At 62.4% G+C, this 23,723-nt stretch carries 23 protein-coding genes and 2 pseudogenes; 6 read left to right on the top strand and 19 right to left on the bottom strand.

All coding sequences use genetic code 11. From position 1 onward, the window contains the following. Positions 1-47 precede the first annotated feature (47 nt). The 6 genes from NMG80_RS15595 to coxB all read right to left on the bottom strand — a co-directional run bounded on the left by NMG80_RS15595 (position 48) and on the right by coxB (position 5,328). Positions 48-929 (bottom strand): cytochrome c oxidase subunit 3, encoded by an 882-nt coding sequence (locus NMG80_RS15595; protein WP_254018904.1) that lies wholly within the window; start codon positions 927-929, stop codon positions 48-50. Between the two features lies 1 nt (position 930). Then, a complete protein-coding gene (locus NMG80_RS15590) occupies positions 931-1,572 on the bottom strand; it encodes a cytochrome c oxidase assembly protein (protein WP_254018903.1) in 642 nt (213 codons plus the stop codon). A gap of 7 nt (positions 1,573-1,579) precedes the next feature. Then, positions 1,580-1,747 carry a cytochrome c oxidase system small membrane protein gene (locus NMG80_RS15585; protein WP_023799323.1) on the bottom strand — a complete coding sequence of 56 codons (168 nt, stop codon included), beginning with the start codon at positions 1,745-1,747 and terminating at the stop codon, positions 1,580-1,582. Beyond that, positions 1,744-2,688 carry a heme o synthase gene (locus NMG80_RS15580; protein ID WP_254018902.1) on the bottom strand — a complete coding sequence of 315 codons (945 nt, stop codon included), beginning with the start codon at positions 2,686-2,688 and terminating at the stop codon, positions 1,744-1,746. Before NMG80_RS15580 ends, NMG80_RS15585 begins: the two co-directional genes overlap by 4 nt. Positions 2,689-2,762: 74 nt before the next feature. Next, positions 2,763-4,412, bottom strand: a complete 1,650-nt coding sequence (gene ctaD, locus NMG80_RS15575; protein ID WP_254018901.1) for a cytochrome c oxidase subunit I — start codon at positions 4,410-4,412, stop codon at positions 2,763-2,765. A 37-nt stretch (positions 4,413-4,449) separates the two neighbouring features. Further along, positions 4,450-5,328, bottom strand: a complete 879-nt coding sequence (gene coxB / locus NMG80_RS15570; protein WP_254018900.1) for a cytochrome c oxidase subunit II — start codon at positions 5,326-5,328, stop codon at positions 4,450-4,452. Between the two features lie 374 nt (positions 5,329-5,702). Here coxB and NMG80_RS15565 point away from each other — a divergent pair, with 374 nt between their 5' ends. The 3 genes and pseudogenes from NMG80_RS15565 (at position 5,703) to NMG80_RS15555 (ending at position 8,258) form a co-directional block, all read left to right on the top strand. Further along, positions 5,703-6,302 carry an invasion associated locus B family protein gene (locus NMG80_RS15565; protein WP_254018899.1) on the top strand — a complete coding sequence of 200 codons (600 nt, stop codon included), beginning with the start codon at positions 5,703-5,705 and terminating at the stop codon, positions 6,300-6,302. 237 nt (positions 6,303-6,539) lie between these two features. Continuing rightward, positions 6,540-7,952 carry a metalloprotease TldD gene (gene tldD, locus NMG80_RS15560; protein WP_254018898.1) on the top strand — a complete coding sequence of 471 codons (1,413 nt, stop codon included), beginning with the start codon at positions 6,540-6,542 and terminating at the stop codon, positions 7,950-7,952. A gap of 41 nt (positions 7,953-7,993) precedes the next feature. Beyond that, positions 7,994-8,258, top strand: a pseudogene (locus tag NMG80_RS15555) (AbrB/MazE/SpoVT family DNA-binding domain-containing protein). 92 nt (positions 8,259-8,350) lie between these two features. Here the strand turns inward: NMG80_RS15555 and NMG80_RS15550 are convergent. From NMG80_RS15550 to NMG80_RS15535, 4 genes are all read right to left on the bottom strand, one after another. After that, positions 8,351-8,857 (bottom strand): RES family NAD+ phosphorylase, encoded by a 507-nt coding sequence (locus NMG80_RS15550; RefSeq protein WP_254018897.1) that lies wholly within the window; start codon positions 8,855-8,857, stop codon positions 8,351-8,353. Then, positions 8,850-9,221: an antitoxin Xre/MbcA/ParS toxin-binding domain-containing protein gene (locus NMG80_RS15545; RefSeq protein WP_027152353.1), complete on the bottom strand. Its 372-nt coding sequence runs from the start codon at positions 9,219-9,221 to the stop codon at positions 8,850-8,852. The genes NMG80_RS15550 and NMG80_RS15545 overlap by 8 nt, the downstream gene beginning before the upstream one ends. A gap of 85 nt (positions 9,222-9,306) precedes the next feature. Next, entirely contained in the window at positions 9,307-10,548 is a 1,242-nt protein-coding gene (locus tag NMG80_RS15540) for a class I SAM-dependent RNA methyltransferase (protein ID WP_254018896.1), read from the bottom strand. Beyond that, on the bottom strand, positions 10,545-11,339 hold the full coding sequence (locus tag NMG80_RS15535; protein ID WP_254018895.1) for a TlyA family RNA methyltransferase: 795 nt from the start codon (positions 11,337-11,339) through the stop codon (positions 10,545-10,547). Before NMG80_RS15535 ends, NMG80_RS15540 begins: the two co-directional genes overlap by 4 nt. A 175-nt stretch (positions 11,340-11,514) precedes the next feature. Here NMG80_RS15535 and NMG80_RS15530 point away from each other — a divergent pair, with 175 nt between their 5' ends. Both NMG80_RS15530 and NMG80_RS15525 read left to right on the top strand, forming a co-directional pair. Then, positions 11,515-11,916: a GFA family protein gene (locus NMG80_RS15530; protein ID WP_254018894.1), complete on the top strand. Its 402-nt coding sequence runs from the start codon at positions 11,515-11,517 to the stop codon at positions 11,914-11,916. A gap of 336 nt (positions 11,917-12,252) precedes the next feature. Next, a complete protein-coding gene (locus tag NMG80_RS15525; protein ID WP_254018936.1) occupies positions 12,253-14,448 on the top strand; it encodes an adenylate/guanylate cyclase domain-containing protein in 2,196 nt (731 codons plus the stop codon). Between the two features lie 11 nt (positions 14,449-14,459). Here the strand turns inward: NMG80_RS15525 and NMG80_RS15520 are convergent, their stop codons facing one another. The 8 genes and pseudogenes from NMG80_RS15520 to NMG80_RS15485 all read right to left on the bottom strand — a co-directional run. Continuing rightward, the gene (locus tag NMG80_RS15520) at positions 14,460-14,987 is read right to left on the bottom strand and encodes a YHS domain-containing (seleno)protein (RefSeq protein ID WP_301943359.1); all 528 of its coding nucleotides are present in this window, start codon (positions 14,985-14,987) and stop codon (positions 14,460-14,462) included. Positions 14,988-15,000: 13 nt separating this feature from the next. Next, entirely contained in the window at positions 15,001-15,591 is a 591-nt protein-coding gene (locus tag NMG80_RS15515; protein WP_254018934.1) for an ankyrin repeat domain-containing protein, read from the bottom strand. A gap of 207 nt (positions 15,592-15,798) precedes the next feature. Next, positions 15,799-17,739: a 1-deoxy-D-xylulose-5-phosphate synthase gene (gene dxs, locus NMG80_RS15510; RefSeq protein ID WP_254018893.1), complete on the bottom strand. Its 1,941-nt coding sequence runs from the start codon at positions 17,737-17,739 to the stop codon at positions 15,799-15,801. A gap of 105 nt (positions 17,740-17,844) precedes the next feature. Next, on the bottom strand, positions 17,845-18,765 hold the full coding sequence (locus NMG80_RS15505; RefSeq protein ID WP_254018892.1) for a pirin family protein: 921 nt from the start codon (positions 18,763-18,765) through the stop codon (positions 17,845-17,847). A 10-nt stretch (positions 18,766-18,775) separates the two neighbouring features. Continuing rightward, positions 18,776-19,042 carry a DUF2277 domain-containing protein gene (locus NMG80_RS15500; RefSeq protein ID WP_126039692.1) on the bottom strand — a complete coding sequence of 89 codons (267 nt, stop codon included), beginning with the start codon at positions 19,040-19,042 and terminating at the stop codon, positions 18,776-18,778. A gap of 110 nt (positions 19,043-19,152) precedes the next feature. Beyond that, positions 19,153-19,404, bottom strand: coding sequence for an exodeoxyribonuclease VII small subunit (locus NMG80_RS15495; RefSeq protein WP_254018891.1), 252 nt, complete (start codon positions 19,402-19,404; stop codon positions 19,153-19,155). Between the two features lie 3 nt (positions 19,405-19,407). Next, entirely contained in the window at positions 19,408-20,334 is a 927-nt protein-coding gene (locus NMG80_RS15490; RefSeq protein ID WP_254018933.1) for a histone deacetylase family protein, read from the bottom strand. Between the two features lie 273 nt (positions 20,335-20,607). Then, positions 20,608-21,192, bottom strand: a pseudogene (locus NMG80_RS15485) (TetR/AcrR family transcriptional regulator); the annotation flags it as partial. A gap of 119 nt (positions 21,193-21,311) precedes the next feature. Between NMG80_RS15485 and NMG80_RS15480 the strand changes: the two are divergent. Continuing rightward, positions 21,312-22,535 (top strand): MFS transporter, encoded by a 1,224-nt coding sequence (locus tag NMG80_RS15480; protein ID WP_254018890.1) that lies wholly within the window; start codon positions 21,312-21,314, stop codon positions 22,533-22,535. 60 nt (positions 22,536-22,595) lie between these two features. Here NMG80_RS15480 and ribB read toward each other — a convergent pair whose 3' ends face one another. Next, complete coding sequence (gene ribB, locus NMG80_RS15475) at positions 22,596-23,696, bottom strand: 3,4-dihydroxy-2-butanone-4-phosphate synthase (RefSeq protein WP_254018889.1); 1,101 nt, start codon at positions 23,694-23,696, stop codon at positions 22,596-22,598. Positions 23,697-23,723: the final 27 nt, after the last annotated feature.

The raw sequence follows: 23,723 nt of genomic DNA, 5'->3' as shown, positions 1-23,723 counted from the left end.
GGCGGCCACGTCGCCGCAGCCGCCTCATCGATTTCCTCAAGAAGATTTCAGTGGCCTTCGATGACCGCACCGCTCGAGGCCCAGACATAGATCGACGCGAACAGGAACAGCCAGACCACGTCGACGAAATGCCAGTACCAGGCGGCGGCCTCGAAGCCGAAATGCTGCTTTGGCGTGAAGTCGCCCTTCATCGCGCGGACCAGGCAGACCAGCAGGAAGATGGTGCCGATGATGACGTGGAAGCCGTGGAAGCCGGTCGCCATGAAGAAAGTGGCGCCGTAGATCGAATCCCTGAAGCCGAACGGCGCGTGCATGTATTCGTAAGCCTGCACCATGGTGAACAGGATGCCGAGACCGACCGTCAGCACCAGGCCGTTGATCAGCCCCTTGCGATCGCCATGAAGCAGCGCGTGGTGCGCCCAGGTCACCGTGGTGCCCGACAGAAGCAGGATGACGGTGTTGTAGAGCGGCAGGTGGAAGGGGTCGAGGACCTCGATGCCCTTCGGCGGCCAGACACCGCCGGTGAAGGCGGCGCGGGCATATTGCTGTGCCTCGCCGGGAAACAGGCTGGCGTCGAAGAAAGCCCAGAACCAGGCGACGAAGAACATCACCTCGGAAGCGATGAACATGATCATGCCGTAGCGCAGATGCAGCGACACGACATGCGTGTGGTGGCCTTCATGCGCTTCCTTGATGGTGTCCGACCACCAGGCGTACATGGTGTAGATGACGATCAAAAGGCCGATGAAGAACAGCCACGGATTGGCGATGTTGAAGCCGAGGATCGGGAAATCGCCGCCCTTGAGATACTGCATGTAACAGACGCCGCCGATCGCGGTGACCAACGCACCGACCGAGCCGAGGAAAGGCCACGGGCTCGGGTCGACGAGATGGTAGTCATGTTGCGGTTTTGCGTGCGCGTCTGCCATATCAACCCCCGAGGCTTCGTTCGGTATGTGAAACTTTGTTGCTTGTGCCTTCGGCCGGCACTGTAGACGCCACCGGCTTGGTCTTCTCGTTCTTCTCGACCGGGAACATCGTGTAGGACAGGGTAATCGTCTTCAGGTCCTTCAGCTCCGGCGCGTTGACGATGTCGGGATCTACATAGAACACGACCGTCATGTCCAGCGTCTCGCCAGGCTTCAACGTCGTGTCGGTAAAGCAGAAACACTCGACCTTGTTGAAGTAAGATCCTGCCAGTTCCGGCTGCACGTTGAATGTGGCGCGGGCGGTGGTGGCGCGGACGAACTTGTTGGTCGCGCTATAATGCGCCTGCGCCGTCTCGCCTATCTTGATGGTGACCGAGCGGGCGACCGGCTGGAACTGCCAGGGCACGCTGGCTGTGTTGGCGTCGAAACGGATGGTGATATCGCGGTCGAGCACGCGGTCGGCATATTGCTGCGTTGCGCGTTTCACGGTGCCGCCGTAACCGGTCGCCTGGCAGAACATCGCGTAGAGCGGCACCGCGGCATAGGCCATGCCGATCATGCCGCCGAAAAAGGCAATGCACACGCCGGCGACGATGCGGTTGGTGTTCTTCTTTTGAGGATGGGGCACCGTTTGGCGGTTCATCTGAGCCTCACATCGTTCCGGTGAGGTTGTGACCGAATTTCACGACGGTCGCGATATAGAAGATGACGACAAGCACCGCCAGTGCCAGGCCGATGGCTACCGAGCGGTTGCGCCGGGCCTTCTGCTGGCGCTCCGTCAGCGTGACGAGTTCAAGCTTCTTGTCGGCCATGGTCATGCTCCGCCCATGGCCAGCACGCGCCCGACAACGCAGTCGGCAAGGTAGACGGCGAAAATGGCAAAGAGGTAGAGCAGCGAATAGCCGAACAGTGCCTTGGCCGGCTTCATGACATGGTCGTCGTCGGCCATCTGCAGCACCAGCCACGCATACCAGACGAAGCCGGCGCCCAGCAGCACCGCAAAGACGCCGTAGGCGGGCGTGGTGAAACCGAGCAGCCATGGCAGCACGCCAACCGGCGCAAGGATCAGCGCGTAGGCAAAGATCTGGCGTCGGGTCGAAGCCTGGCCGGCGACGTTCGGCATCATCGGTATGCCGGCCCTGGCATAGTCCTCGGACTTGAAGAGGGCGAGCGCCCAGAAATGCGGCGGCGTCCACAAAAAGATGATGAGGAACAGGACGACGCTTTCCAGACTGACGGTTCCGGTCACCGCGGCCCAGCCGATCACCGGCGGAATGGCGCCGGCAGCACCGCCGATGACAATGTTCTGCGGCGTCCAGCGCTTCAGCCACATCGTGTAGACGACGGCATAGAAGAAGATGGTGAAGGCCAAGAGTGTGGCCGACAACCAATTGACCAGCACGCCGAGCGTCATCACCGACAGCACCGACAGCACCAGGCCGAAACTCAGCGCCTCGCCTGGCCGGATGCGGCCGGCCGGCACCGGACGGCCGGCGGTCCTGGTCATCACCGCATCGATATCGGCGTCATACCACATGTTGAGCGCGCCGGACGCGCCAGCACCAATGGCAATAGCCAGAATAGCGATCACCGCCAGAAGCGGATTGATGGTCACGGGTGCCGCGACCAGGCCGACAAAGGCGGTGAACACCACCAGCGACATGACGCGCGGCTTCAACAGGGCGAAGAAATCGCCCGCCGTCGCTTCCGACATGCGAAAGCCCGGTTCGTCAGTCAATGTGTCGTCGACAAGGGCCATGCGTACTTAAAGTCCATCATTCCGTTGGCCAAAACCGCCGGCGCACCGGCGGTTCCGTATTCCCAGGCAGAGGCCTATTTGATCTTCGGCAGCTGTTCCCACTGGTGGAAGGGCGGCGGCGAAGGCAACTGCCATTCGAGCGTCGTCGCACCCTCGCCCCATGGGTTGGCGCCGGCCACCCGCTTCTTCTGGAAGGCCTCGAACACGCCATAAAGGAAGATCACCACGCCGACGGCGGAAATATACGAGCCGTAGGACGACACCATGTTCCAGCCGGCAAACGCATCCGGATAGTCGATGTAGCGGCGCGGCATGCCGGAGAGGCCGAGGAAATGCTGCGGGAAGAAGACCAGGTTGACGCCGACGAAGGTGACCCAGAAGTGGGTGTTGGCAATGACAGGCGAATACATGTAGCCGGTCATCTTCGGGAACCAGTAGTACCAGCCGGCGAAGATGGCAAAGACCGCGCCCAGCGACAGCACATAGTGGAAATGCGCGACCACGTAATAGGTGTCGTGCAGCGGGCGGTCGAGACCAGCATTGGCAAGCTGGACGCCGGTAACGCCGCCGACGGTGAACAGGAAGATGAAGCCAATCGCCCACAGCATCGGGGTCTTGAGTGAAATCGACCCACCCCACATGGTGGCGATCCACGAGAATATCTTCACGCCCGTCGGCACCGCAATAACCATGGTGGCGAAGACGAAATAGCGCTGCGTGTCGAGCGACAGGCCGGTCGTGTACATGTGGTGCGCCCAGACGATGAAGCCGACCGCACCGATCGCGACCATGGCATAGGCCATGCCAAGATAACCGAAGATAGGCTTCTTGGAGAAGGTCGAGACGATGTGGCTGACGATGCCGAAGCCCGGGAGGATCAGGATGTAGACTTCGGGGTGCCCGAAGAACCAGAACAGGTGCTGGAACAGGATCGGGTCGCCGCCGCCGTCCGGCGCGAAGAAGGTGGTGCCGAAGTTGCGATCGGTCAAAAGCATGGTGATGCCGCCGGCCAGGACCGGAAGCGACAACAGCAGCAGGAAAGCGGTTATCAGCACTGACCAGGCGAACAGCGGCATCTTGTGCAGCGTCATGCCAGGCGCGCGCATGTTGAAGATGGTGGTGATGAAATTGATGGCGCCGAGGATCGATGAGGCGCCGGCGATGTGCAGCGACAGGATCGCAAGATCCATCGCCGGTCCGGGCTGGCCCGAGGTCGATAGCGGCGGATAGATCGTCCAGCCGCCGCCGACGCCGTAGGCACCAGGCGCACTCGGCACGAAGGCCGAGATGATCAGCAGGATGAAAGCCGGCGGCAGCAACCAGAACGAGACGTTGTTCATGCGTGGGAACGCCATGTCGGGCGCGCCGATCATGATCGGCACCATCCAGTTGGCGAAGCCGCCGATCAGCGCCGGCATCACCATGAAGAAGATCATGATCAGCGCATGGGCGGTGGTGAAGGCATTGTACATGCTTTTGCCGCCGTCGAGCGCGGCGTCGGCGTTCAAGCCGTAGACCATCTGCGCCAGGCCGGTGAAAATCTGGATCCCCGGCTCCTGCAGTTCCATGCGCATGACGACCGAAAGGGCACCGCCGACGCAGCCCGCCATGATCGCGAAGATCAGGTAGAGCGTGCCGATGTCCTTGTGGTTGGTCGAATATACCCACCGGACCCAGCCATGATACGGCTTGTGGTCGTGGTCGTGAGCTGCAGCGTCTGCCATGTTCGGCTCCGTTCCCTGATCTTTTCTGGTCGCGGCATCAGTTGCCGGCGGCCGCTACCTTGTCTTTGCCGTCGACCTCGGCCATCAGCGCCTTGTTGGCGCCGGGAAGGTCGGTGCCGGCTGCTGCCAGCCAGGTCTTGTACTGGGCGTCGGAGACGACGCGGATCGCGATCGGCATGAAGGCGTGGTCCTTGCCGCAGAGCTCCGAGCACTGGCCGTAATAGAGGCCTTCCTTTTCCGCCTTGAACCAGACCTCGTTGATGCGACCCGGAACCGCGTCGGTCTTGATGCCGAAGGACGGCATGGCAAAGGCGTGGATCACGTCTGCCGCCGTCACCAGCACACGGGTCATGGTGTTGACCGGCACCACCATCTCGTTGTCGACGGCGAGCAGGCGCGGATAAGCGCCGCGGTCCTCCTTGCCGGCCGCCGCGCGGTCAGAATCCGCCAGGATCGCCGAATTGAAGGAAAGCGTGTTTTCGGTCTGGTACTCGTAGTCCCAGTTCCACTGGTTTCCCGTCGCCTTGACGGTCAGCTTGGCTTCCTCCGGCGGCGTGTATTGCGCGGTCAACAGCTGGAAGGAGGGAATGGCGAGCAAGAGCAGGACGACGACCGGCCCAACCGTCCAGATCACCTCGATCAGCGTGTTATGGCTGGTGCGCGAAGGGATCGGGTTGACGCTCGCGCGGAACTTCAGGATGCAATAGGCGAGAAGAAAGAGCACGAAGAGGGTGATCGGCACGATGAACCACAGAGTATAGTGCTCGAACCGGGCGATCTGCCGCATCATGTCGGTGGCGGCGGGCTGGAAGGTCATCTCCCACGGCGCAGGCTGGGCCGCATGGGCGGATGCACCGGTCAACAGTGTGGCGGCAGCGCTTGCCAGGAGTTTGGCGCCTGCTAAGAATTTTCTCATTGCCGTCATTAACTCCCAGTTTCTCGCGATCGGACCGCAAGAATATCGAACAACGCCGGGACGGGAATCCCGGAAAGTCCCGAGGCTGGTTCAAACCATACTCTATTTGCCTCTGCAAGAAAGGAGCGGAGGAAACCGTGCGGCATTTTTGCGCGCAAGCGCGGCTGCGCATTTGGCGGCGGCCGCGGCGGTGGCGGCTCGCTGGAGCGCGAGCGGCGGAGTGTCCGGGCAAAATGCGCCGGGCGGTCGCAATTCGGGCGAATTTGGCAGGGAAAAGCGCACAAATTGCCTTGGTCGAGGCAGGCCGGCAGTGGTCTCATCCTTTACTTGCCCTTGGCGCGGCTTAAAGTGCCGTGATTCGCAATGGAGCCGTCATGAACTCTTGGCTTTGGGGACTTGGGCTTTCGAGACTTGGGCACTCGAGAGATGGGCTTTCGAGAAACTTGGCGAAGGCCATCCTTCTCGTTGCAGTGTCTAGCGTTGGCCTGTCCGGCGTTGGCCAGTCTGGCTTGTTTGGCATGGGCCAGGCAAATGCCGCGCAGCCAAGCGGCAAGGTGCGGACGACGCATGGCGCATGGTCGATCATCTGCGACACGCCGGCTGGCGCCACATCGGAACAATGCGTGATGATGCAGAACGTCGTCGCCGAAGACCGCCCCGAGATGGGGCTTTCCGTCGTCGTGCTGCGGACCGCCGACAACAAGGCCGAAATCCTGCGCGTGCTGGCGCCGCTCGGCGTGCTGTTGCCCAACGGGCTCGGCCTAAATGTCGACGGCAAGGACATCGGCCGGGCCTATTTCGTGCGCTGCTTCCAGGACGGCTGCTATGCCGAGGTCATTCTCGAAAAGCCGCTCCTCGACACGCTGAAGACCGGCACGTCGGCCACCTTCATCGTCTTCCAGACGCCGGAGGAAGGCATCGGCATTCCGGTCGAGCTCAAGGGTTTCGCCGACGGTTTCGCCGCCCTACCTTGAGACCAAGATCCCAAAGTCCTTACCAACGAAAAGAGATGGTGACTGGCCTTTGGCTACTCCGCCGCGCGTCCAAGGACGCGCAAAGGATGCTGTAGCGCTTTGATTTTGCGCATGATCCTTTCCGAAAATCGATTCCGATTTTCGGGATCATGCACAGACAATGGTCATTGCCAATTGTCTGGACGCACCTTCGCGCCTACATCGTGAGGACAATCTCTTTCCACGGACGGACCTGCCATGAACAGCCTGATCGGCCAATTCGACATTTCCGACGATCGCATCAAGCAGATCGTCGCCGAGACCATCAACGGCGCCGACGACGGCGAGTTGTTCCTCGAATACAGCGAGAGCGAAGCGCTGATGTTCGACAATGGCCGGCTGAAGACCGCCAATTTCAACACAGACCAAGGCTTTGGACTGCGCGCGGTCGCCGGCGAAGCGAGCGGCTACGCGCATTCCAGCGATCTTTCGGAAGCGTCGCTGCTGCGCGCGGCCGATGCCGTCTCAACCGTCAAGAGCGGCTATTCCGGCACGCTTGCCGCGGCCCCCGCCCGCACCAACCGCCATCTCTATGGCGACGACAACCCGATCCCCTCGCCCTCCTTCGAGGCCAAGGCCAAGCTCCTTCAGGAAATCGATGCGTGGCTTCGAGCCGAGGATCCGCGCGTGCGGCAGGTGACGGCGTCACTCGCCGCCTCCTGGCAGCATGTCGAGATCATGCGTGCCGACGGCCAGATGGTGCGCGACATCCGCCCGCTGGTCAGGATCAATGTGTCGGTGGTGGTCGGCAACGGCGACCGCCAGGAGAGCGGCTCCTACGGCATGGGCGGACGCAAAGGGTTTGGCGAATTCCTGGTCGAGGAGAGTTGGAAGCACGCCGCTAAGGAAGCGCTGCGGCAAGCGCTGGTCAACCTCGAGGCCATCCCGGCGCCCGCGGGCACGTTCGACATCGTGCTGTCCAGCGGCTGGCCGGGCGTCATGCTGCACGAGGCCGTCGGCCACGGGCTGGAAGGCGACTTCAACCGCAAGAAGACATCGGCCTTCGCCGGGCTGATGGGCCAGCAGGTGGCCGCCAAGGGCGTCACCGTCGTCGACGACGGCACCATGGCCGAGCGACGCGGCTCGCTGACCGTCGACGATGAAGGCACGCCGTCGGCCCGCAATGTGCTGATCGACGACGGCAAGCTTGTCGGCTATATGCAGGACCGCCAGAACGCCCGGCTGATGGGCATGACCGCCACCGGCAACGGACGGCGCGAAGGCTATGCGCACCAGCCGATGCCGCGCATGACCAACACCTACATGACGTCAGGCGATATGGAGCCGGACGAAATCATCGCCTCGGTCAAGAACGGCATCTATGCCGTCTCCTTCGGCGGCGGCCAGGTCGACATCACCTCGGGCAAATTCGTGTTCGGCTGCACCGAGGCCTACATGATCGAGAACGGCAAGGTGACGCAGCCGATCAAGGGCGCCATGCTGATCGGCAACGGGCCTGATGCCATGCATCGGGTTTCGATGATCGGCAACGACATGAAGCTCGACACCGGCATCGGCATGTGCGGCAAGGCCGGCCAGGGCGTGCCGGTCGGCGTCGGCCAGCCGCATCTCAGGATGAACCAGATGACGGTCGGTGGAACGCGGGTGTGATAGAAGCAGCTGTTTGTCTTACATTCAGAGAATGCACCGCGATGGCTAATCCGGAAAGGCTCGTAACCACTGTCTCGACCAAGGGGCAGGTCACCCTGCCCAGCGCGATCCGCAAGCGGAGGCTACGGGGGGCCGGCACACGCCTTCTGGTCGAGGACACCCCGGAAGGCGTCTGCGCCGGCCCTTGCCGCAACGCGGTCCGAGGACGTCTTCGCGTCGCTGCCTCATAGCGGCAGGCCGAAGACGTTGGAAGAAATGGATGCGGGTGTGCTGGCCGAAGCGCGGCGGCGCCATGCTCGCGATTGATCCCAATCTTATCGACCGCTACCTGACAGTCGATCATCCGACACAGTCTTCCGCCCGGGCGCTGATCGATAGCCACGCCGAGTTTCGAACTGCTACAGCCACGAAGCCGGGGTTTTCGGCAAGCGATGGTCGGGATCGATAACCTTCAGACGGGGTGCGTTGCTCTCGTTCCATCGCCACAGCGCGACGCATGTGCCGCCGGGCGACATGAAGGACGGGTAGATCACGCCATGCTGCCCATCGGCAATCAGGCGATCTCTCAGCGTGTGCGTCTCAGGCACCAGGGCTTGATCCATGATGTCGCGCCATTCACATCGGTGAATGTCTGCCGTCACGCCGAGCTTGGTCAGCACGTCAGCGTCCGTCAGGTCGGCCAGGCGCGCGCCTGAAAGTTCGAGTTGTGCAATTAGCGCCGGATGCTGGACAAAGCCCTGATTGTACTCCGCCCAGGCAGTGGACAATTCCCGCGCGGCATAGATCGTCGGGGCACCCACCGGATTCCAGCGACCGCCAAAGCGGGCCGCTCCTTCCCCGAAAAGCGGCAGATGCGCCCAACGCGGCACGAAGGCGCGCCACAGGCTCAGCCTGTTTTCAGGCATAGATGCCGGAGCGGACGGCCTCCAGATAGGCAAGCACCTTGTCCGTCTTGCCCTCTCGAACAAGATCGTAGGCGGTCTTTCCCGCCCAGCCAGGGATCGGCTGATGCTTGAACCAGATCGCCGCACGCTGTTCATCGCCGGCCATCTCGCCTGCCATCGCCAGGATACGGACAATCGGACTCAATGCGGCGTCGACCTTGCGCGCGCCGGTCTTGGCGGCAAGCGTGTTGCGCGCGACGCCGATCAGGCCAGCCAGTTCGGTCAGATTGACGCCCAGCAGTTCAGCCACCCGTCTTGCCGAAAGAAATGGCGTCCGCTCGTCGCCAAAGCGCGATGCTCTGATATCGAGGGCTGCGGTATTCATAACAGGTTCCTAGCGCATTTTGAACAGAACACGCTCAAAATATGTTCATTTTACGCGAAATTCAAGCTCAACAAATGCGGATCCGCTACCGCCGTCGCCTCGGCTTCTCCAGAAGCGCGACGGCCTCGACATGCGGCGACCACAGGAACTGGTCGATCGGAGTCACGCTTTTGAGGGCGTAGCCGCCGTCGAGGAGGATGCGCAAGTCGCGCGCCAGCGTCACCGGATTGCAGGAAACCGCGGCGACAAGCGGCACGTCGGAACGGGCAATCTGCTTCGACTGGTCTTCGGCGCCGGCGCGCGGCGGATCGAAGACGACGCCGTCGAAGCCATTCAGTTCCTTGAAAGTGAGCGGCCGCCGGAACAGGTCGCGGCGTTCGCTGGTCACCCGCTTGAGACCGCTGGCGAAACGAAATCCCCGGTCGAGCGCCAAAAGCGCTGCCGCATCGCCTTCCACCGCATGGACCTCCGACTTGGCGGCGAGGCGCAGCGCAAAGCTGCCGCAGCCGGCGAAGAGATCGGCGACCTTTTTGGCGCGCGCGAGGTGCCGGCCGACGATGTCCGCCATCGTCTGCTCGGCGGCCTCGGTCGCCTGCAGGAAGGCGCCCGGCGGCACCGCGACAGCGACGCCGCCGAACGTGACCACTGGCTTTTTGGGCTCGATGATGGTCTCGCCATCGATCGAAAGTCTGGCCAACCCCTGACCGATGACGAAATTGGAGGCGACGCGGCGCTGGTTCTCGCCGAGCTTGCCGGACTCGTGAACCGCGACATCGAGGCCGGAACCGGTCGCCGTGACCGTCATGCGGAACGATTTCGTCGTTGCGCAAACCAGTTCGGCGAGTGCTCTCAGACGGTCGAGCATTGCGACGATCTCGGGCAGCGAGATCGGGCATTCCTCAATGGATATGATTTCGGACGACAGCGCCCGAACGAAGCCGAGCAGCATGCCGGCCTCGCTCCGCCGGGCGGTGAACACGACGCGCCGGCGCGTCTGCGGCGCGCACGGCACCAGCGCGTCAATGTCGCAGGTGATGCCCTTGCTGTTGAGCGCATGCGCAACCTTGTCGCGCTTCCACCGACGATAAGCTTCGGCCTCAAAATGCTGGATGGCGCAGCCGCCGCATTCGGTGAAATGCCGACAGGCAGGGTCGATGCGAAGCGGCGAAGCCTCCAGCACCGACATCAGCGTGGCACGGTCCTTTTCGCGCGCGGCGGTGACGGTTTCACCGGGCAACGTGAACGGAATGAAAAGCTCGCCGGTTTCGGTGTCGGCGACGCCGTCGCCCTGGGAGCCCAGCCGGGTGATCGTGAAGCGCGCGGTCATCGGCCTCCGATCCCCCTGTTCTCGACTCCGGCGTCCTTGATCCCGGCGAGCAGGAACTCGCGGTTGCCGTCGCCGCCTTCGATCGGCGACAGATGCAGTCCGAGCGAGCGCCAGCCGGGGACGCCGTCCAGCCAATCCTGCAGCAGGCCGGCAATTCGCGCGGCATCGTATGGATCCTTCAGCAAGCCGCCCTTGCCGATCGCCTCGCGGCCCGCCTCGAATTGCGGCTTGACCAGAAATATTGCTTTGGCGCCGCTCCTGGCAATGGCGAGTGCCGGCGGCAGCGCCAGTTTCAACGAGATGAAGCTGACGTCGGAGACGATAAAATCTGGAATGCGATCGGCAAGATCGGCGACCGAAAGATCACGGGCGTTCAATCCCTCGATGACGGTCACACGCGGATCGCCAGCGATATCCGGATGTATCTGGCCATGCCCAACATCGATCGCCGTGACATGCGCCGCGCCGCGTCCGAGCAGCACTTGAGTGAAGCCTCCGGTCGAGGCGCCGACATCGAGCGCTTCGCTGCCGGCTGGATCGAGGCCGAAATAGTCGAGCCCGGCGATCAGCTTCAGCGCAGCACGCGACACATAGCCCTGCGCCGGATCATCGACTTCTATGAGGCAATCCGCCCGGACGGTCTGGCCGGGCTTGCGGGCGATGACGCCGTCGACCGTCACGGTGCCGCGCTCGATCGCGTCGCGGGCGCGAGAGCGGCTGGGGAACAGGCCGCGCGCGACGAGGAGTTCGTCGAGCCGCTGGCGTGTGCTGGCTGGCAAAGGGGAGCTCATCGGCCTTCATGGCGAATGCCTGTGACGAAGGCAAGGATGTTGGGGAAGACAACGAACATCTTGCGAAAGCGGCGAGCGCATCACGCCGCGCCACAATCTGTTGAATATCGCACCGGGTCCGGCACAATGTGGGGAACGATATGCTCGTGTTGCTGTCAGAACGTGAGGAGGACGAATGCTGACCGGAACCTGCCATTGCGGCGCGGCCCACTGGACGTTGGAGGGCGATCCCGGCTCGATCACAGCCTGCAATTGCACGCTTTGCCGCCGATATGGCGCGTTGTGGGCTTACGATTATGTTGACGAACGCATCCGTCTTGCGGGACCGACAAGTGCTTATACGCGCTCCGGGAAGGATGACCCGTCGCTCGAGATTCTGTTCTGCCCGACATGCGCCTGTGTGCTGGCCTGGCGTGGTTTGCGCGCCAGTGCCGCCGGTCGCACTCGGATCGCCGTCAATGTGAGGCTTGCGCCGCCAGACACCGTCGCCGACCTGCCAATCGACCATTTCGATGGTCTCCACACGTTCGACGACCTGCCGCGCGATGGTCGCTGCGTGCGCGATATGTGGTTCTAGCGGAAAAATCTGACACTCAGGACCGGTGCGGAAGGGCGAAAGATGACCCCTTGGCGGTGGTTCGTTCGCGACCGGCCGAATTCACACCCATGACCCAAGTCGGCCATTCCCGCCGTATTCCGGGTCTCCAAAGCGGACAATCAGCCAAGCCGGCGCTGATGACGACCCAAGCGGACATCTTGTCGAGAGAGCATTCCGTTCGCAACTCGTGCATGGAAAGACCGGCGCGTTGGGTATACCGAGTAACACGGTCGCGCACACTCGCGTCCGAAGCAGGACTAGAATAGGGTGAACGGCAAAGCCGCTACGACCGACCAGGGAAGGCGCACGGCACGTATGGACCGACGGCTTACGGCAATACTTGCTGCCGACGTGGTTGGCTACAGCCGCCTCATGGGCGAGGACGAGGTAGGCACGCTCGAAGGACTGAAGAGCTGCCGTCGCGAACTGATCGACCCCGAGATCAAGAAGCACCATGGCCGCATGATCAAGCTCATGGGCGACGGCGCGCTCGTCGAGTTCCGCAGCGTCGTCGATGCCGTCCAGTGTGCTGCTGTGATCCAGCGCCGGATGGCCGACCGCAACAAGAGCACCGCCGAAGCTCACCAAATCCGGTTTCGCATTGGTGTCAATCTCGGTGATATCATTGTCGAGGGTGACGATATCTACGGCGACGGGGTAAACATCGCCGCCCGTCTGCAGGCGATCGCAGAACCCGGCGGAATTTGCATCTCCGGCACGGCGTTCGATCACGCAGCGCACAAAGTGGATGTAGGCTTTGCCGGTCTGGGAGAGCAGCGCCTCAAGAATATCGCCGATCCGGTTCGCGTCTTTCGGGTCCTGCTAGATCCCGGACAATCGGGGAAGATCGTGGCCGCGCCACACCGGCCGGGCTCCTGGATCATGATTTTGGCAGGAGTAGCAGCGCTGCTCACCGTCTTGCTTGCAGGCATTTTTGCATGGCAATGGCAAAAGCCCTCCGCGCTCGGAAAGCCATCCATTGCAGTATTGCCGTTTACGAACCTGAGCGGCGATCCTGGCCAGGAATATTTTGCCGACGGTATCACCGAAGATTTGATCACCGACCTTGCGAAGCTTTCCGGCCTGGATGTGATCGCCCGCAACTCCGTCTTCGCCTACAAAGGAAAACCCCTCGTTGTGGCAGATGTTGGGCATGACCTTGGCGTGCGCTTTGTTGTTGACGGCAGCGTCAGGCGCACCGGCGATCAAATCCGCCTCAACGCGCAGCTCATCGATATCGCCACTGGCGACAATCTATGGGCTAATCGGTTCGATCGCGGCATCGCGGACGTGTTTGCCGTCCAGGACGAGATGAGCCGGGAAATCGCCAAGGCACTCGGCGTCCAGGCTTCGGCAGCCGAGAGCGAGCGAATGGCACGCCCGCCGACTGCAAATCTCGAAGCCTATGATACCTACCTGCGTGCGGAGCGGGAGGCGCGCACCGGTCGAGGCGACGGATTGCGCGAGGCGCTTGCGCTCTATGAGAAGGCGCAGAACCTCGACCCCACCTTCGCCGATGCCTTCGCCGCCGACGCACGGCTGAGTGTCTATCTTTGGCGCACTGCCTCCGATGATATCATTCAGAGCGCGCTTGCGCGAAAAAGAGCATATGAGAAGGCAAGCCGTGCTTTGGAGCTCGATTCGGAATTTTCATCGCCCTACGCCGTTCTCGGGATTATGCAGGTCATGGATCGCCGCTATGAAGATGCGATCACCTCGGCGGAGCGTGCTGTCGCATTAGGCTCCGGAGACGCTGCGACGCAAATCGCCGTTGGTTATATCCAGCTGTTCGCCGGCATTCATAACGAAGCGGCATCAGCCGTCGAGACGGCATTGAAGCTTGATCCTAATCTGGCTCCGATAGACCGGGAGGTTGTCGGGGTTGTCTTTCTTTTACTCGGGGACACTAGGAAAGCCATTGAGACTCTCGAGCGCGCTCGCGACGATGCTCCAGAGGCGGGCAGCCTTAGGATTCTGCTCGCAGCGGCCTATGCCCGCGCCGGCCGCTCAGAGGACGCCAAAGCGGCGATTGCGGACGGCCTCCGGCTGGTGGCGAGGACCGAATCCTTGGCTCGACTGCGGTCGTTGGACGCATTTCGGAATCAGTATGCCCATCTTCGCAATGCCGAAGATTTAGCGTCGATCATCGACGCCCTACGCCAGGCAGGACTGCCCGAATGGCCGTTCGGCTTCACCGCTGATGAACAGGACCGGTTGAACGGCGTGGAAATCGCATCTCTTGTTGTTGGCAAGACCTTGAAAGGCAACCTCGAACCCGACGGGCTTCCAGCCATTATGCAGATCCAACAGGACGGCACGGCAGTCTTCCGCACGATGACACGAATGCTCACCGAGAGGGTCTACGTCGATCGCGATCTCTTATGCGAGCAGAGCGAAAATATGTTTGGGCGCCCCATCTGTGGTCCCGTCTACAAACGCAGGGACGCTGCCGGCAACGGGTATTCTTATGTCAATGCAAGTATGGTGTTTCACTTCGTGACAGTGAATTGAGCTCGCAAGACTCAGGGGTTATTGATCAAGTTCCAATCCGGCTCATCGACTGCCAACTTTGCTTCGACGACCGGCCATTTTGCATCGCCCTTCGGAACAAGATCATCGGCATTGTCCGCAAAGGCGGCCGCGTTCCCTTCGTCGTAGATCAGGTAGAGCTTGCCATCGATAATCTTGAACGCTTCCGGATCGACATTGACGGTGACGGATTCATGGAGTGCGACCTCGCCCGCGCAGTAACCACCGTATTGAGGAGCGTACTTGGCAGGTTCGCTCATGAACATGTCCTGGTGTTCCTTGCTGGCGAAATGCCAAGGCGTCCCCAACCATTCGTAGGAGTACTCTTCGGAGCCCTTCACCGCCTTGCCGTCAGTGAAATAAGCAACGGTGTCGTAGCCCATGATCGCCACGCCGCCGAAATAACCAGTGTTCACCGAGCCGTCGGCGAAAGCGGAGCCTGCACCGGCCATCAGGCCCAGCGCACACACGGCTGCCGACACCGGATTGCGAACCAGTCTCGTCGTGATCGCTATGCTCATCTGCTTTCTCCGTTCAATCGTGGATGGCTTCGCACTTCGCAGCGTTCGCCGCTCCAAGGATATTGGCCTGGCACGTGGCGCCATGCCGTTTGAATAGTCTTATGATGTTGGTATTGCCCTTCCAGAACGCGCGCGTGGTCGGCGAGTAGCCATGACCTTCGGGATGGTTCACATCCGCGCCTTTGCTGATAAGGAACTCTGCGAGTTCAACGTGGTTTTCCTCACCCGCTACTATTAGTGGCGTGACCCCTGACTTGTTGGCCGAGTCTTCGAGCACCGCCCCCTTCTCGAGCAAAAGCTTGGCAATCGGAAGGCTGCCCGAAAAAGCCGCCGCGTGGAGCGGCGTGAAGCCGCCCGAATTGCGCGCCATAACGTCGGCGCCCTTGCTCAGCAGGAATTCCGCAATGGCAAGCTGATCGTCGAGAGCAGCAGCGATGAGGGGAGTACCTTGGTCGCGCGCCCGGCTGTCGACGTCGGCACCGCTAGCTAATGCTTGCTCGACGGCGGCCTTGTCGCCGGCGGAGATGGCGTCGAACAACGCATCGCCCGCGTCTGCCGGTGTCGAGGCGACAGCCAACGCGCAAAGTGCGAATAGTAAACGCATTCTTACCAATACCACGCGCGGGGATGGTGTACAAGTTCGGGGCGGTGGTCCGCGACATGGCGCTCTCGCGTTCCCCGCCATGCGAGGCAGCAAAAGGAATGTCCAGACCGGTACCAGGAGACACCGCAGGCGAATGCCAAATGACAACGCAAACAGTCAGTTACGACCGCCGGTCGGCAAACTGATGCAAGCCGTTGAGATTTTGATTCAGGCGCTTTGCGCGCTGGCGGTGCGTCCCAGCGCCACGAAGACGGTGCGCACGATACCGGCGGCATCAAGCCCGGCGTCGGCATACATCTTTTCGGGCTTGGCGTGATCGACGAAGCTGTCGGGCAACACTAGCGGGCGTACCTTCAGGCCGTTTTCCAGCAGCCCTTCATGGGCGAGAAATTGCAGAACGTGGCTGGCGAAGCCACCGACCGCGCCCTCTTCGACTGTTACCAGCACTTCGTGCGAGCGCGCCAGACGCCGGATCAGGTCCTCGTCGAGCGGCTTGGCGAAACGAGCATCGGCGACCGTGGTGGAAAGCCCTGCCGCGCCGAGTTCCTCGGCCGCAGCCAGGCAATCCTGCAGCCGCGTGCCGAAGGAAAGCAGCGCAACCTTGGTGCCCTCCCTGACGATACGGCCCTTGCCGATTTCGAGAACCGAGCCACGCTCCGGCAGGTCGACGCCGACGCCGTTGCCGCGCGGGTAGCGGAAGGCGATGGGGCCTTCATCGTAGCTTGCCGCCGTGCGCACCATGTGGCGCAGTTCCGCCTCATCCGCCGCGGCCATGACGACGAAACCGGGCAGCGTCGCCAAAAAAGTCGTGTCGAAGGCGCCGCAATGGGTCGCCCCGTCGGCCCCGACGAAGCCGGCGCGATCGATCGGAAAGCGCACCGGCAGTTTCTGGATCGCCACGTCGTGGACGACCTGGTCGTAGGCGCGCTGCAGAAAGGTCGAATAGATCGCCGCGAAAGGCTTGAAGCCTTCGATGGCAAGGCCGGCGGCGAAAGTCACCGCATGTTGCTCGGCGATACCGACATCGAAGGTCCTCGACGGGAACGCCTCGCCGAAGAGGTCGAGACCGGTGCCGTTCGGCATGGCGGCGGTGATGGCAACGATGCGATCATCTTCGCGGCCTTCCTGGACCAGGCTTTCGGCAAAGACTTTCGTGTAGCTCGGCGCGTTGGCCGGCGCCTTGGCCTGCGCGCCGGTGATGACGTCGAATTTGTTGACGCCGTGATATTTATCGGCGGCCGCCTCGGCCGGTCCATAGCCCTTGCCCTTCTGGGTCACGACGTGGATCAGCACCGGACCGTCGGCATTGTCGCGGACGTTCTTCAGCACCGGGATCAGGTGCTCGAGATTGTGACCGTCAATCGGGCCGATGTGATAAAAACCCATTTCCTCGAACAGCGTGCCGCCGGTGACATAGCCGCGCGCATGCTCGACCGCCCGCTTGATGGCGCGATCGGCGCGCTCGCCGAGATAGGAGGTCAGCTTCTTGCCGAAATCGCGCAAGCCCAGATAGGCCTTGCCCGACGCGAGGCGGGCCAGATAGGCGCTCATCGCGCCGGTCGGCGGAGCGATCGACATGTCGTTGTCGTTAAGGATGACGATCAGCCGGGCATCGAGCGCGCCGGCATTGTTCATCGCCTCATAGGCCATGCCGGCCGACATGGCGCCGTCGCCGATAACGGCAATGACATTGTTGCGCCCCCCGGAGAGATCGCGTGCCATTGCCATGCCGAGGCCGGCGGAAATCGAGGTCGAGGAGTGGGCGGCGCCGAACGGATCGTATTCGCTCTCGGCGCGCTGGGTGAAACCGGACAGGCCGCCCTCTTGCCGCAGCGTGCGGATACGGTCGCGGCGGCCGGTCAGGATCTTGTGCGGATAGGCTTGGTGACCGACGTCCCAGATCAGCCGGTCGTCTGGCGTGTTGAAGACATAGTGCAACGCAACAGTCAGTTCGACCACGCCAAGGCCAGCACCGAGATGTCCGCCGGTGTGGGACACGGCGTCGATCAACTCGGTGCGAAGCTCCGATGCCAATTGCGGCAGAGCACGTTCGTCGAGCGTCCTGAGGTCGGCCGGGATGCGGACCTTGTCGAGAAGTGGCGTATGGAGCTTTGCGTTCACTGGTGGTAGGGCCTGCTTTTTATTCATCTGCGAAATAGGCTGCTGGCCGACGAATGTAAATGCGTGCGAGTGACGCGGCGTAGATTCAAACTGTTAGGGTTTCTTTTACGTGTCCTAAGGGAGCGCGGCGCTCTAATTGTCCGGCAGCGGAATGAACTCTTCTTCATCCCCCGGAACGATATCGAAACGGCCTGTCTTCCATTCTTCTTTCGCCTGTTCGATGCGTTCCTTCGACGATGACACGAAATTCCACCAGATGTAGCGCCTGGAGCCGAGCGAGGCGCCGCCGAACAGCATGAAATGCGCTCCACCCTCCGACGACACGACGATCTCGTCGCCGGGCCGAAACACCAGCAGCCGCTCTGCCGGAAAGCGGTCACCGGAGATCGAAACCTCGCCTTGCAACGTATAGATGGCGCGCTCCTCGGCGTCGGCAGGGATTTTCACGCTGGCGCCGGGCGTCAGGCTGAGGTCTGCATAGATCGTGTCCGAAGCGGTCGCGACCGGTGATCGCAGCCCCGAAAACGCGCCAATGACAACGCGTCCGCTGACGCCTTCAGCGTCGATCTCGGGCAGACGCATGGCCGCCGTATTCTCGAAGACCGGGTCAACCTCCTCTTTATCGTCCGGCAGCGCCAGCCATGTCTGCAGGCCCGAAACCGACATCGGCGCACCGCGCAATTCCTGCGGCGTACGCTCGGAATGGACGATGCCGCGACCGGCGGTCATCAAATTTACGTCGCCGGGCTGGATGACCATTTCGGTGCCGAGCGAATCGCGATGCCTGATCTTGCCGTCGAACAGGTAAGTGACCGTCGACAAGCCGATATGGGGATGCGGACGGACATCGAGCGCCTGGCCGGCCCGCAAAATCGCCGGTCCCATGCGATCGAAAAAGATGAAGGGACCGACCAGCCGACGCTTGGCGGTCGGCAAGGCACGGCGAACCTGAAAGCCGCCAATGTCCTTGGCGTTCGGAATAACCATCAGTTCGATCTGATCGCTGGCGAAGGCGTCACCGGGCAGAGGGTCGTTTCCGGGGAAGAAGCTCATGCGGTCTTCCTCAGGCGAAGCGGAGTGCAGACCTGGCTTTCGCCTTGGCCGCCACCTCTTCACGATTGCGCGGATGCTGTGTCGTCTCGAGGCTATCCAGCAATTCGCGCGCCGACGCGGCTATGGCCTCGACGGCGTGGTCGAACGCATGCTGGTTCTGTTTCGACGGCCGCGTCGTTCCGCTCAGCTTGCGGACAAACTGGAGTGCGGCATCGCGGACCTCGTCATTGGTTGCCGGCGGATCAAAATTGAACAGTGTCTTGATGTTTCTGCACATCGTTCACAATCTCCTCTCGTCCTGGAGCCGTTTCAAACGGGATGAGTATTATCCTCAGTCATGATCATGTCCAAAAGCCGGTAAGGGGGAAATTCGTTCGAGGCCGCGCCTCAATCCGCATCCAGCGGCTCTGCCCCTACTGGCTTGCCGTCGCGCGAAAGCCTGATCTTTTCGACCTTGTCCTCGGCCGCCTTGAGCAGCCGGTCGCAATGGAGCTTCAACGCCTCGCCGCGCTCATAGATGCGGATCGACTGGTCGAGCGGCACGTCGCCGCGCTCCAGATCATCGACGATTTTCTCCAGCGCGTCGAGCGCCTGCTCGAAGCTCATCGCCTTGACGTCTTCGTTGCTCTCACCAGCCATCGTCTATCCTTTCATCAGTCGCCCGACATGGGCGGCGACCGAAAATGCCAATCCCTGCAGATCGTAGCCGCCCTCGAGCAGGCTGACGAGCCGGTTGTCGCTGTGGCGACCGGCGCGCTGCATCAACTGGCCGGTTGCCCAGTCGAAATCGTTCTCGGTCAGGTTGATCTCGGCCAGCGGATCGCGGTGGTGCGCGTCGAAGCCGGCCGAAATGATGATGAGGTCGGGCGCGAAATTGTCGAGCGCCGGCAAGATCCGCGACAGGAAAGCGTCGCGGAAAACTTCGCTGCCAGTCTGCGGCGCCAGCGGCGCGTTGACGATGTTGCCGGCGCCGGTTTCGCTCACCGCCCCGGTCCCTGGGTAAAGGGGCATCTGGTGCGTCGAACAATAGAGCACCGACGGATCGTCCCAGAAAATGTCCTGCGTGCCATTGCCGTGGTGCACGTCCCAGTCGACGATGGCAACACGCTCGGCTTGGTGCTGCCTTTGCGCGTAGCGCGCCGCGATCGCCGCGGTGTTGAACAGGCAGAAGCCCATGGACGTGGTCTTTTCGGCGTGGTGGCCGGGCGGCCGGGCGGCGACAAAGACATTGGCGGCGCTGCCCCGAAAGACATCGTCGACGGCGGCGTTGGCAGCGCCAATCGCCGTGACGGCCGCCTGCCAGCTTTTCGGGCTGGCGGTGGTGTCGGCGTCGACACGAGCGATACCGGTGGCCGGTATCATAGCGCGGACCCGCTCGACGAATTCCTGCGGGTGTGCGTAGAGGATGGTGGCCTCGTCGCCTTCCGGCGCCTCGGCACGATCAAGGGCCGCAAAGGCATCGTCGTCGAGCGCGCGTTCGATGGCGCGCAGGCGGTCCGGCCGCTCCGGATGACCGGGCGGCGTTATATGTTCGAGAAAGATCGGGTGGGTATAAAGCCGTGTGACCATGCCCCCGATATAGGCGCGCGCGGCGGCTTTGACCATGTTTTGGAGCCGTCAAAGGCCGACGTTCAACAGGGTTTAGAATTTTGGGTGCTGGTGGGTCCGGCGCGAGCGACCGACCGAGACCAGCGACTTCTCCTTGAGCTGCCCGAATTTTGAGGCGCGCTTCGGCCGTCCCATTCGAGGTCGCGCCTTGGCTTTGGTGGTCTTGATACAGGCTAAGGCCGGCGATTTGTCCACCTCAGCCGCTGCTTGTGGACGGCCAATCCTGCGGCCCGGCTTGAGCAGTCCCTCCAAAAGCACGTTGAACGCCTTCACCGCCTTTTTCGACGTCGCCTCTGGATCGTCCGAATTTGCGATCCACTGCGCGGCATGCAGCGAGGCGCCGCTGACCACCCTTGCTGCGGCTTCGGGATCAACGGCAACGATGGTTCCCTCGTCCCTCAGCTTTTGAAGGTTCTCGCTCATCGAGCGGATGCATTCGTTCTGGCTCGGCCATTGCGAAGGATCGCCGAGCACCGCCGGTCCGTCGCGAAGGACGATACGCTGGATCTCCGGCTCCAGCGCCATCTCGATATAGGCAGTGCATTCGTCGACAAAGCCCTGCCAGAGCGTGTCCGCCCTGGCCGAAACGATCTTCAACCGGGCCAGCATCTCGGCGTCGATCTCGGCGATGACCGCCTGGAGAAGGCCCTTCTTGTCGCCGAAGTGATGATAAAGCGCGCCGCGCGTCAGCCCGGCCGATGCGGTGAAGTCGTCCATCGAGGCCTCAGCATAGCCAACACTGCCAAAGGCATGGCGCGCCGCCGCGACCAGTTTGGCGCGGGTTTCCGCGATCATTTCCTTGCGTGGTTTGTGCCCCATTCGCCTAATCCTTCACATACGTCTCGTATATCAATTGACATACGCGTCGTATGCCATTATCTGATTCGCATACGCCACGTATATAAGTGACTCGGCCTCAAAAATCCAGGAGTGTTCTCATGGCCAATCCCTATAGTGAAATCTTCAAGGCAAGGGGAGCCAAGGGCTTCGCCGCAGCCGGCTTCGTCGCCCGGATGCCGATGGCCATGGCCCCGATCGGAATCGTCGCGATGCTGTCGCAGACGCACGGCGAGTACTGGCTGGCCGGCGCCGCCTCCGCGACATATGCGCTGGCCAATGCTTTCGTCGCGCCGCAGATATCGCGACTGGTGGACCGCCTCGGTCAGGCGCGGGTTGTGGTGCCCACCACCGTCATTTCCGTGCTCGCTTTCGTGGTGCTGATTGCGGCGGCCAATCAGGACTGGCCGATATGGACACTGTTCGTGTCAGCGCTGCTGGCCGCCGCAATGCCCAGCATCCCAGCGATGGTGCGCGCGCGCTGGACAGAGCTCTTCCGGGATCGCCCCGAGATGAACACAGCGTTCGCCTTCGAGTCGGCGGCGGACGAACTGGTCTACATCGCCGGGGCCTCGCTATCGGTGGGCCTGAGCGTCGCGCTCTTCCCGGAAGCGGGAATGTTGGCGAGCACATTGTTCCTCGCCTTCGGCTCGACAGCCCTCATCCTGCAGCGCTCGACCGAGCCGCGCGTGCGACCGGTCGACCAAGGTTCGCGCGGATCGGCAATCCGCCTGCGGCCGGTCCAAATCATCACCTTCGCCCTGATCTTCATTGGCGCGACCTTCGCGACCACCGAGGTGAGCACCGTCGCGATCACCAAGGAGCTCGGCCAGCCGGGCGCTGCCAGCCTCGTTATCGGCGTCTACGCTCTCGGATCGTTCGTCGTCGGCATCGTCCTCGGCGCACTGAACCTGAAAACACCACTGCAGATTCAGCTTGCCATCGCGGTCGCCATCATCGCGCTCACCACGCTGCCGGTGCTTGTCGCAGACACGGTGCCGCTTCTGGCGCTGGCTGTCTTGGTTAGCGGTGTGGCGATCTCGCCGACCTTCATCACGGCATTCGGCCTGATCGAGCGGCGCGTGCCGGAGGCGATGCTGACCGAGGGCGTGACCTGGGTCATGACCGGCATAGGCATCGGCATGGCGCTCGGCTCCTTCGCCGCCGGATGGGTGGTGGACGCCTTCGGTGCACAGAGCGGGTTCCTGGTGTCGGTGGCGGCGGGCGCAATCGCGCTGGTCACCGTGCTCGCCGGCCAGCGCAGCCTCGCCACGGCGGATTGCGGCACCGCCACGTGCGACGCGGTCGCGGTTCCTGCCGAATAGTCTCCATGCGTCCGGTCCCAAGCGGGACCGGACGCATGCCGGCGATCCGCTAAGCCAGCCTCAGAGAATTTCGGTGTTGGCGATATGGATGCCGAAGCCTTCGAGGCCGACATAGTGGCGTTCGCGCGAGGCGATCAGGTTGATCGAGGAAATGCCCAGATCCTTCAAGATTTGCGCGCCGAGGCCGATCTCGCGCCATTCGTTTTCGCGGCGGCGCGCCTCTTCATGGTCCTCGCGGTCGCCGGCGGCCGGTCGGTTGCGCTCCTGATGGGCGACGCCGACGGAGCCTTCGCGCAGATAAACGATGACGCCGCGGCGGCGCTCGCCCATCGATTTCATGATGCCGTCCAGCCTGTGGCCGGTGCCGAAGACGTCCGTCACGACATCCTCGGAATGCAGCCGCACCGGCACCTCCTCGCCGTCGCGGATGTCGCCGAACACGATCGCCACATGGTGCATCGAGTCCCAGGGCAGCGTATAGGTGAAGACCTGCGCCTTGCCGCCGGGCGTGTCGATCTCCGAACAGGCGACACGCTCGACCAGCGTTTCCTTGCGCTGCCGATAGGCGATGAGGTCGGCGACCGAAACCTGCTTCAAACCGTTCTTTTCGGCGAAGGCCTGCACCTGCGGGCCGCGCATCACCGTGCCGTCATCATTGACCAGCTCGGAAATGACACCGACCGGCGGCAGGCCGGCAAGCTTGCACAAATCGACGGCCGCTTCGGTATGGCCCGAACGCATCAGCACGCCGCCTTCGCGCGCAATCAGCGGAAAGATGTGGCCCGGGCGGACGAAATCGGAGGCGCCGACATTGCCGTTGGCAAGGTTTCGCACCGTCAATGTGCGGTCGTCGGCCGAAATGCCCGTCGTGGTGCCGTGCTTGAAATCGACGCTGACGGTGAAGGCGGTGGTGTGGGCCGAGTCATTGTCGGCGACCATCGGCGACAGGTTGAGGCGCTTGGCCTCGTCGCGCGGCATCGGCGTGCAGACGATGCCGGAGGTGTTGCGGACGATGAACGCCATCTTTTCCGGCGTGCAATGGACGGCCGCGACGATCAGATCGCCCTCGTTCTCGCGCCCGTCATCGTCCATGACGACGACAATCTCGCCGCGTTCGAAGGCGCGCAGGGCTTCAACGATCTTCTTCTGGTCGTAAGGCATGGACGCTCGCTTCGTTCGCAGGGAATA

The sequence above is a fragment of the Mesorhizobium escarrei genome (assembly GCF_935825525.1).
Classification (GTDB): domain Bacteria; phylum Pseudomonadota; class Alphaproteobacteria; order Rhizobiales; family Rhizobiaceae; genus Mesorhizobium; species Mesorhizobium escarrei.
Note: the sequence above shows the minus strand (reverse complement) of the source record. Positions and strands in the feature narration are given on the sequence as shown.

Bases quoted from the DNA above. Each gene is read 5' to 3' on its own strand.
- NMG80_RS15595 (WP_254018904.1), bottom strand. From the start codon at position 929: ATGGCAGACGCGCACGCAAAACCGCAACATGACTACCATCTCGTCGAC.
- NMG80_RS15590 (WP_254018903.1), bottom strand. From the start codon at position 1,572: ATGAACCGCCAAACGGTGCCCCATCCTCAAAAGAAGAACACCAACCGC.
- NMG80_RS15585 (WP_023799323.1), bottom strand. From the start codon at position 1,747: ATGACCATGGCCGACAAGAAGCTTGAACTCGTCACGCTGACGGAGCGC.
- NMG80_RS15580 (WP_254018902.1), bottom strand. From the start codon at position 2,688: ATGGCCCTTGTCGACGACACATTGACTGACGAACCGGGCTTTCGCATG.
- ctaD (WP_254018901.1), bottom strand. From the start codon at position 4,412: ATGGCAGACGCTGCAGCTCACGACCACGACCACAAGCCGTATCATGGC.
- coxB (WP_254018900.1), bottom strand. From the start codon at position 5,328: ATGAGAAAATTCTTAGCAGGCGCCAAACTCCTGGCAAGCGCTGCCGCC.
- NMG80_RS15565 (WP_254018899.1), top strand. From the start codon at position 5,703: ATGAACTCTTGGCTTTGGGGACTTGGGCTTTCGAGACTTGGGCACTCG.
- tldD (WP_254018898.1), top strand. From the start codon at position 6,540: ATGAACAGCCTGATCGGCCAATTCGACATTTCCGACGATCGCATCAAG.
- NMG80_RS15550 (WP_254018897.1), bottom strand. From the start codon at position 8,857: ATGCCTGAAAACAGGCTGAGCCTGTGGCGCGCCTTCGTGCCGCGTTGG.
- NMG80_RS15545 (WP_027152353.1), bottom strand. From the start codon at position 9,221: ATGAATACCGCAGCCCTCGATATCAGAGCATCGCGCTTTGGCGACGAG.
- NMG80_RS15540 (WP_254018896.1), bottom strand. From the start codon at position 10,548: ATGACCGCGCGCTTCACGATCACCCGGCTGGGCTCCCAGGGCGACGGC.
- NMG80_RS15535 (WP_254018895.1), bottom strand. From the start codon at position 11,339: ATGAGCTCCCCTTTGCCAGCCAGCACACGCCAGCGGCTCGACGAACTC.
- NMG80_RS15530 (WP_254018894.1), top strand. From the start codon at position 11,515: ATGCTGACCGGAACCTGCCATTGCGGCGCGGCCCACTGGACGTTGGAG.
- NMG80_RS15525 (WP_254018936.1), top strand. From the start codon at position 12,253: ATGGACCGACGGCTTACGGCAATACTTGCTGCCGACGTGGTTGGCTAC.
- NMG80_RS15520 (WP_301943359.1), bottom strand. From the start codon at position 14,987: ATGAGCATAGCGATCACGACGAGACTGGTTCGCAATCCGGTGTCGGCA.
- NMG80_RS15515 (WP_254018934.1), bottom strand. From the start codon at position 15,591: ATGCGTTTACTATTCGCACTTTGCGCGTTGGCTGTCGCCTCGACACCG.
- dxs (WP_254018893.1), bottom strand. From the start codon at position 17,739: ATGAATAAAAAGCAGGCCCTACCACCAGTGAACGCAAAGCTCCATACG.
- NMG80_RS15505 (WP_254018892.1), bottom strand. From the start codon at position 18,765: ATGAGCTTCTTCCCCGGAAACGACCCTCTGCCCGGTGACGCCTTCGCC.
- NMG80_RS15500 (WP_126039692.1), bottom strand. From the start codon at position 19,042: ATGTGCAGAAACATCAAGACACTGTTCAATTTTGATCCGCCGGCAACC.
- NMG80_RS15495 (WP_254018891.1), bottom strand. From the start codon at position 19,404: ATGGCTGGTGAGAGCAACGAAGACGTCAAGGCGATGAGCTTCGAGCAG.
- NMG80_RS15490 (WP_254018933.1), bottom strand. From the start codon at position 20,334: ATGGTCACACGGCTTTATACCCACCCGATCTTTCTCGAACATATAACG.
- NMG80_RS15480 (WP_254018890.1), top strand. From the start codon at position 21,312: ATGGCCAATCCCTATAGTGAAATCTTCAAGGCAAGGGGAGCCAAGGGC.
- ribB (WP_254018889.1), bottom strand. From the start codon at position 23,696: ATGCCTTACGACCAGAAGAAGATCGTTGAAGCCCTGCGCGCCTTCGAA.